Annotated in this window: 7 protein-coding genes; 1 reads left to right on the top strand and 6 read right to left on the bottom strand. The window is 47.0% G+C overall.

The genetic code is table 11. The annotated features are described in order from the left end of the window. Nucleotides 1-101: 101 nt before the first annotated feature. From QOR82_RS05285 to QOR82_RS05260, 6 genes are all read right to left on the bottom strand, one after another. A complete protein-coding gene (locus tag QOR82_RS05285; RefSeq protein WP_283583732.1) occupies nt 102-1,487 on the bottom strand; it encodes a hemolysin family protein in 1,386 nt (461 codons plus the stop codon). Between the two features lie 92 nt (nt 1,488-1,579). After that, on the bottom strand, nt 1,580-3,319 hold the full coding sequence (locus QOR82_RS05280) for an ABC1 kinase family protein (protein WP_283583731.1): 1,740 nt from the start codon (nt 3,317-3,319) through the stop codon (nt 1,580-1,582). Between the two features lie 56 nt (nt 3,320-3,375). After that, entirely contained in the window at nt 3,376-3,915 is a 540-nt protein-coding gene (locus QOR82_RS05275; protein WP_283583730.1) for a GNAT family N-acetyltransferase, read from the bottom strand. A gap of 12 nt (nt 3,916-3,927) precedes the next feature. Then, complete coding sequence (locus QOR82_RS05270; protein ID WP_283583729.1) at nt 3,928-4,320, bottom strand: VOC family protein; 393 nt, start codon at nt 4,318-4,320, stop codon at nt 3,928-3,930. 21 nt (nt 4,321-4,341) lie between these two features. Next, complete coding sequence (locus QOR82_RS05265) at nt 4,342-5,025, bottom strand: TVP38/TMEM64 family protein (RefSeq protein ID WP_283583728.1); 684 nt, start codon at nt 5,023-5,025, stop codon at nt 4,342-4,344. A gap of 45 nt (nt 5,026-5,070) precedes the next feature. Next, on the bottom strand, nt 5,071-6,324 hold the full coding sequence (locus tag QOR82_RS05260; RefSeq protein ID WP_283583727.1) for a DUF2075 domain-containing protein: 1,254 nt from the start codon (nt 6,322-6,324) through the stop codon (nt 5,071-5,073). A 169-nt stretch (nt 6,325-6,493) separates the two neighbouring features. Here QOR82_RS05260 and QOR82_RS05255 point away from each other — a divergent pair, with 169 nt between their 5' ends. Then, nucleotides 6,494-8,266, top strand: coding sequence for a 1-deoxy-D-xylulose-5-phosphate synthase (locus QOR82_RS05255; RefSeq protein WP_283583726.1), 1,773 nt, complete (start codon nt 6,494-6,496; stop codon nt 8,264-8,266). Nucleotides 8,267-8,280 lie beyond the last annotated feature (14 nt).

Genomic DNA, 8,280 nt, shown 5'->3' with positions numbered 1-8,280 from the left:
GTTTGCTTTAAAAAAAATCACCCTCAAATTTTGAGGATGATTATACGTCTCCACCAACACCAATTGACAGAGACCCATTTTAGTTGTAGAGACCGCTTTGCTTATTCATCTTGTGATTCTGTCTGCTCGTCAGCTGGTGTTTCATCATCTTGTGCATCAGTTTTTGATGTTGACTTTACCTTGATCTTAATCACGTGGAAATTGTTGACGTACGCATTATTGTAGTCCAAGGGGGTGAAGGAGAAGCCGTCGACGCGAAGGGGCCGGCCAACCTTGAGTTCGTATTTTTCTTCGAGGAAGAAACCTGTTAAAGTTGTTGCATCGGAATTTTCGAATTGATCGATACTCTCGTTAAAGTAGCGTTGGAAATCATCAAGGTTGACTTTGCCGGAAACCTTGTAGGTTTGGTTGCCTTTTGCGTCTTTACCATCTTTTTGAATCATTTCATCGCCATCGTGGTTGATTTCCTCACGGATGTTGCCGAAGAGTTCTTCGTAGATGTCTTTATCAGTGATGATGCCAGAAGTACCACCGTATTCGTCCTGAATGACAACGATTGGGACCCGGTTCTTGACCATCGTCTTCATGATCGTGTTTAAAGAGTCGTTTTCGTAGGCCATCGGAATCTGGCGCATGATTTCAGTAACCTTTTCCTTTGGATTATTACGATTTTGACTCATAATGTCGTAACTGAAGACGTAACCCAGAATATGGTCCTTATCGTTATTACGAACCACCGGGTAACGACTGAATTTTTTGTTGAAGTAGAGTTTGGCAGCATCCGCCACAGTCGCCTTGCTATTGATGACCGTCAACTGGGTCCGGTCGATCATCACGTCAGAAGCAACCTTGTCGTTCATTTCAAAAGAACGTTTCATGAAGATAACGTCATCTTTGTCCAGTTCACCGGCTTTTTCCGATTCCTGGGAGAGCGTGATAATTTCTTTTTGAGAATAAATATCTTCGTTTGGGTGCGGGTTGTAACCGAGCAGCTTCGTGATTGCTGCCGCAGTGACATTGAATAGCCAGACAAAGGGGTAAAAGATAATGTGAAAGAAGTGAATTGGTGTCACAATTTTCATCAAAATCTTAACGGGCTGGTCAATGGCCATGTTTTTCGGGACTAAGTCAGTGAAAACGGCATGCAGGAAAGTAAAAATTAAAATTCCCAAAATGCCAGAAACGTCGGTTGCGATGCTCTTAGGCAAGAGGTTGAGCTTTAAGAGCATGTCAGTAGCATATGACTCACCGAGCCACCCTAAGACCAGAGAAGTGATGGTGACGCCGACTTGGGCAGTAGACAGGTACTCAGAGAGGTGGTTGACCATGTACATTGCTCGTTTTGTTTTACGGTTTTGTTTGAGTTCCGCCAATTCGGTTGGCCGCACTTTCACCACCGAGTACTCGAGGAGCGTAAACAAAGCAGCAAAAAGTAAAATACCAATAATAATCAATAAGACAACTGGACTGGTAGGATCGTAATTCATGAAGACCGGTTTCCTTTCAACATTAATATTATTGCTAACCACATTATAGCAAATTCCAACGTGAACAAGCAGCAATTACGCTGACACTTACTTTATCGCTGACGATGCCGCCAGTGGTTGAACAGGTCGGTGAGGACTAAGACGATAATGACAGCAATGGCGATGCAGTAGCCGGCCACGCCCAGCTGGTTAATGGCAGGGTGGTTGACGCTGCCTTCAACGAGGATCGACGAACCGAGAATGGTCGCTGCCAGGATGATGGCGATTAAAAGGCGGTTGATAATGCGATCCAAGGCCTGAAGAACACGGTTTTCGTTTTGATAATGCAGGTTGATGCGGGCCTGTCCCTTGCTGATGTTATCCAATAATTCGTTAACTTTGAGCGGGAGTTGGCTGCCGGCCTTTATCCCGCGGGAGAGGGTGGTCAGCTGTTCATCCATCATCTCGCGCCAGTTAAATCGCTTTATCATTAATCGTCGCGCAAAAGGCCGGGCAACGTCCATCATTGAAATGTTTGGATCCAGAGCGGCGACGGTACTCTCTAACAGGGCAAAAGCCTTGATTAGCAAGGTGACTTCCGGCTTCATTTGCAGGTGATTTTGTTCGCAGAGATTGATGATCTCAAAGGTCAGTTTGGTGAAGTCAATGTCTCCTAAACCAGCGCTGAAGTAGGGGCGCAGGAAGGCCGCAAGACTATTTTCAAACTGGACTTGGTCCACAGTCCCCGTTTGGTTGCAGATGGCAAGGATCGCTTGGCCGATGAAGTGGCTGTCTTTGGAGTTTAACGCAATCACGACGTCGGCAATCCCGTCAGCTAAGTTGGCAGTCAGTCGGCCCATCATGCCGAAGTCCAGGTAAACTAGCCGGAAAGGCGGCAGGGGCTGTGTTTGTTCGACGGTCAAGTCAGTTTTGCCCCATTGGGCGGACCAGGATTTATTGGTAGATGAATTCGGCCCTGCGCTTTCTGGGTTTTGCAGACGGTAAAACATAATGTTGCCAGGGTGCGGATCGGCGTGAAAATAATGATCAACGAAGACCTGCTTGATGAAATTGCGGATAAGGACCTGGGCCAAGTAGCGGCGTTCGTTAATTTGCTGTTCTCGTTGCTCGGGAGTTTGGCTCAAGGGCGTATGGATTAGGTGTTTGATGCTTTTACCCGGCATTGCTTGGTTGACGAGCAGCCCCTGTGCCGACTCTTTGGCATAAACTTTTGGGGCTTGGATGATATCATCACCATTATTTAGTCGGTAAAATTCAATTCCGTTGCGGATTTCCTTTTCAGTATCAATTTCGTTGAGGAGAGAAGTTTTGAGCTGGTGATAGACCCGTTCGGGATTGATGGCCATCTTGCCAGTGGGGACAATCTTCAGGATTTTTAGGGCCTGATCGAAGAGCGCCAGGTCGGTTTTAACGAGTTCTTGGACATGAGGATGTTGCACCTTAACCACAACCTCGGTACCGTCATACAGAATCGCGTGGTGGGTTTGGCCGATCGAAGCACTGGCAAAGGGCTGAGAAGCGAATGATTGAAAAACATCTTTTAGCGGCTTGTGAAGGGCATCTTGAACGGATTGCTGTACTGTCTGAAAGTCATCGATCTGGACGTGGTCCTGCAGATTCTGCAATTCCTTGATGTAGGCGGGACTGACCAAATCTGGGCGGGTGGAGAGCATTTGGCCGGCCTTGATAAAAGTTGGCCCTAATTCTTCGAGCGCTTGCCGAACTGCTTGCGGGTTTGTCTGGTGGTAAAAATTGCTGACAAGCTGATAGCGGCGCACGATGCGGATGATCTCTTTTAGACGCTTTGAACGATCAATGCTGGCTTGCTTCATCGTAAAATCTCCCTTTGCTAAAAGAACCGCCCCCAAAATGGTGGCGGATTGAAATATTACTCTAAATTAAGTTCGAAGGCGTTGCGCAAATCATCGGGATTCGGGCCAGTGTAGACTGTCCCTTGTTCGGTGAAGCCAAACTTGGCCAGGAGCGCCTGCATGGCTTTGTTTTGTTCGTGAGTAGAGACCCGGAAGTTGCGGGCTCCTTTCTCGTAAGCAATGCTGATGATCGATGAGAAGAGGTAACTGGAGAGACGCATTCCCCGGAATTTATTAGAAACGGTGACCCGGTGAATCGTGGCAAAGGGGTGGCCAGGCTCCTTCCATTTTCCGCTCACGATGTGGGTGTAATATGTATCGCCTTGCAACATAAGGGTCGCACAACCGGCCGGCTGATCACCAACCATTAACATATAACAATTACCAGCTTCAATATCTTGTTGCATGGTCAGGCTGCTCGGATAGCCGTTATCCCATTGGGGAATTCCACTGGCCTTGAGCTGTGAGCGGCCATCTTCAATAAACTGCATGATCGTCGCCAGATCATCCTTGTGGGCGAGTTTGATGTAAACTGCTTGTTGTAATTGTTTTGCCATGATAATAACTCCTTACTTGTCTTGATAAACAGCGACTTCGACCAGGTTTTGATCCGGGTCGTTGACGTAAATTGATTCCATTTCGCCTTCTGAACCCTGCTTTTTTAATGGCCCTTTGACTACAGGTACCTCGTAACTCTTGAAATGGCGAATAATGTCATCCATTGAGTCCCGGGCCACCATACAGAAGTCGGCAGTTCCCGCGTCTGCTTTGGCGACGACGAGACCGGTATTTGAATTGGCTTGCCGAAGACGAATCAGCTGGTGACCACAGCGTAGGGTGACGACTGTTTCACTACTCTGGTTCTCGATAATCGGCATGTCAAAAACCTCGTGGTAGAAGCGGCGTGATGCCTCGATGTCATTAACGTATAAGACAATATGATCTAAGCGACGCATTTTCATAATAAGACACCCTTTCGTAACTTATGCTTGTTTTTTGACCGCCCGCCGTTGCATTACTACTTTGGCACAGGCGATGATGATTACAATCAAAACGATTGCGATAATGATTCTTTTGATATTGCCCTTAAACAGTGCATCACCACCGAAGGCGTAGACAAAAGCTGTTGGTAGCATTGCTACGGCAACCATTGACAGATACTGACGTGCCGGATACCGGTGCCGGGAGCAGGCGTAGTTGACGACAACACTAGGGATAATGGGGATCATAAAGCCCAGTGTCAGCCGAATTCGCTGGTGGGGATGATTGAGCAGGTTTTCAAGCGTTTGGCTGTGTTTGAAGTTCTGGGACAATTTAACTTGTTTCAGGAGGGCGTAAACACAACAGTTGCCCAAGACGTCCCCCAGCCAGTTGATTGCGAGGCCGATCCAGGGGCCAAAGCAGATCCCAGCAAAAACGCAGAAAATCGAATTAGACATTCCTGGGATGGCGTTGAAAATAGCAATCAGGATGGTCAGCAGGACCATATCTCTCAGACCATGACTGCGCATTAGGCGCGCTAAAATGATGCGATTGTGGTGGTTTAAATGAAACAGCAGAACGAGCTCAGGTTTAAAGTCACGGTAAATAAAATAGATAATAAATATCGAGACGAAGACCGCAAGCCCAATCAGTGGCCATTTGTCTAGTCGTTTGTTGTTTTCCATTAGTTTCCCCCGTTTACCCAAATTACCATCCTAATAATAGCATAATTATTGATTGAGAACGTCGTCCCATCCGCGGCTGACAAACATTTTACTAAGGGTGGCACGCAAAAGTGGATCGTGAGCGTAAAGGTAGGTACCATAGACACCCCGTTTGAGAATGACGTTGAGGGCATTTAAAATCAAACGGTATTTTTCTTCCTTAATCAGTGCAGGGTCTGTTAGATCTTGGCGGCGTTTGAGAGATTCGGTGTCGGTATATTTAGCAAAATCAATGTCGATTTTACGGCTTTGCGGCACCTGATAAAAGATCGGGCCGATAATGATACCGGCGTAATTCAGGTCAAAACCTTGACAAGTATAAATCGAGCCGACTTCGTCAATCGTTTCTGCCTTCTCAGCCCAAGGCGTGCTGGTGAAGTTGTACTGGTCCCATGGAAGATGGAAGCGACCTTCATTGATGTAGTGCTTGCCGCCATCGAGGGTTGACGGATAACCCGAAGTGGAGAGGATTCGGCTCAGGCCAACTTCATGGTTGCGGCGAACTATCGCTTGGCGCATCGCTTCGGCATCGTCATAGACTCGAAAATCGTAATGATCGCGGGCAGTAACTGGCAGTTCTTCAATGCACTGCTGCTCTGTCAGATGGTTGAACCAGTCGACGAGGTCATCACTTGCCGTCATGCGGAATTGATGATGTAGATGATAGTCGGCATGAGGATAGTGCTGGACGATCTGCTGGAGGCGCTGTGGTGTCCAGAGAGATTTCATCCGCAAGACCTGAAATTGATCAAAGACGAGAACAACCACCTTGGCGTGACGGAGCAATTCCAGTAACTGGTTTTTTTGGTAAAAATTGTTATAGTGGTCTGGTTGAGATAAGAGGAGGTGAGCTTCGTCAACGATGACGATGTCAATTTTTTTATCATCCTTATTTAACTTATTGATCAGCGATGTTGGCCGTTGGTAGTCTTTCTTAAACTGGTGGGCTTGCTGGCCGGCCAACTCACGATAGACCTTTAGGATTTCTGGGTGATTGACAGTAAAGCAATTTTCGGTTTGGTAAAAGGGGCTATGGCTCTCAGTCCGTGCAGCCGTCTGTAGGTGGGTGAAGAGGTGGGACAAGACGACGCTCTTCCCCGTTCCGGCATCGCCATAAATCGTGAAAAGGGCCGGGTAATCTTGCTGCAAATGCAGCTGGCAAAAATGGAGAATGCGCTCCACCAATTGCTCTTGTTCGCTGGTTAATTTGATTGTGGGTGCCAGCTTATTAACTGCGGCATTTTTCAAAGTGTTGTCCATTTAAAAAGTTCCTCCTTGACGCTTTTTAGCCTACCATTATCAGGACCATTGTAAAAGAGCTTACTTCTAAAAAGTCAGTGGCTTCTCAGCAGTGGTCTTTTGATGTAAAATAAAAGAGTATGATAGCGAACGGGTAAATGACACTTATGATTCTGAAGAGGTGGATTTGATGAATATGCATCCGGATTACCTATTAAACCAGGTAGATGAACCCGAGGATCTGAAGCCGATGACACTAGACCAGCTAGAACAGCTGGCTGGTGAAATTCGGCAATTGATTCTGGAACGTGATGAAAAAATTGGGGGTCATGTGGGGCCAAACCTCGGGGTTGTCGAACTGACGCTGGCCTATCACTATGTTTTTGATTCGCCCCATGACAAGATCATTTGGGACGTTTCACACCAGAGCTATGCTCACAAGATGTTAACGGGACGGAAACAGGCCTTTTTGGATCCTGAACACTATAAGGATGTTAGCGGCTATTCTTCACCCGAAGAAAGTGACCACGACTTCTTCGAAATTGGCCATACCTCGACTTCAATTGCCCTGGCCAATGGAATGGCGATTGCACGTGACCAGCTCGGCAAGCATGAAAACATTGTTGCCGTCATCGGGGATGGTTCCTTATCGGGCGGTCTTGCCTTTGAGGGACTGAATAATGCAGCTAAGCTTCATTCCAATCTGATCATTGTCGTCAATGATAATGGCATTTCCATTGATGAAAACCAAGGTGGTTTTTATAGCGGCTTAAAAGAGTTGCGGGATACCAATGGCAAGTCGCCGAATAACATCTTTAAGTTTATGGGGTTAGACTACCGCTACGTTGCGGATGGTAACGACTTGGCAACGATGATCCAGACCTTTAAAGAGCTAAAGGATATTGATCACCCGATTGTTCTCCACATTCATACCACGAAGGGAAAGGGGTATAAGCTAGCTGAAGAACACAAGAGTGAATTCCACTGGCGTCCGCCATTTGACCCGAAAACAGGCAAAGCATTGCAGGCGGCCCCGAAAGAGAGCTACAGTTCAGCGGTGATTGATGAACTGGAACGGCAGATCAAGAATGGGGTGCCAGTCATGGCGATGAATGCTGCCACTCCTGGCCTCTTTGATTTGGAGCGCTTCGCCAAGAAATACCCCGATAATTACTGGGACGCCGGCATTGCCGAACAGGAATGCGTTTCGAGTGCTGCCGCTGTTGCCCAGGGGGGCAGTCGGCCAGTGGTCTTTATGAATAGTACTTTCTTACAACGGGCTTTTGATCAGCTCATTCATGATGTTGCTTTGAATGATGCACCGATCGTGATGATCGTGCGTGGTGGCACGATTAGTGGTGATTCAGCTACTCACCAGGGATCGTTTGATATTTCATTTATCAGTAACCTTCCGAATTTGGAATATTTCACTCCAACAACACTTGAAGAAATGCTTTCAATGCTTCGCTGGGGAATCAAACAGCGCGACGTGCCAGTTTTGATTCGGCAACCGGAAAAACCGGTTCTCCATAGTGTTGCGCCTCATGATAATTACACACATATTGACTACACGGTTGCTCACAAGGGTAGTCAGGTGGCTATTATGGCTGTTGGTGACTTTTGGCAGCTGGGTCAGGAAGTACAAAAGGAGCTAAAGCAGAAGCTCAACATTGACGCTTCCTTAATTGACCCTGTTTCAGTCACGGGAATTGATCAGCGAGATCTACACTATCTTCAGGAAAATCATGATCTGGTCGTTACCTTGGAAGATGGCAGTCTAGATGGCGGCTTTGGTGAAACGCTGGCGCGTTATTATGGAGCAAGCGATATGAAAGTTTTGAGCTTCGGGGCACCACGTGAATTTGCTGATAACGTTCCTCAAGACGTTTTATACAAGTGGTATCATCTTACGCCTGAACAGATTGTTGATGATATTGAACGGGTGTTGTTTTCAGCGATGTAACAAAAAAATCTCCG

The sequence above is a fragment of the Limosilactobacillus difficilis genome (assembly GCF_947387495.1).
Taxonomy (GTDB): domain Bacteria; phylum Bacillota; class Bacilli; order Lactobacillales; family Lactobacillaceae; genus Limosilactobacillus; species Limosilactobacillus difficilis.
The sequence above is the reverse complement of the archived record's forward strand: the minus strand, read 5'-3'. Positions and strand labels throughout refer to the sequence as shown.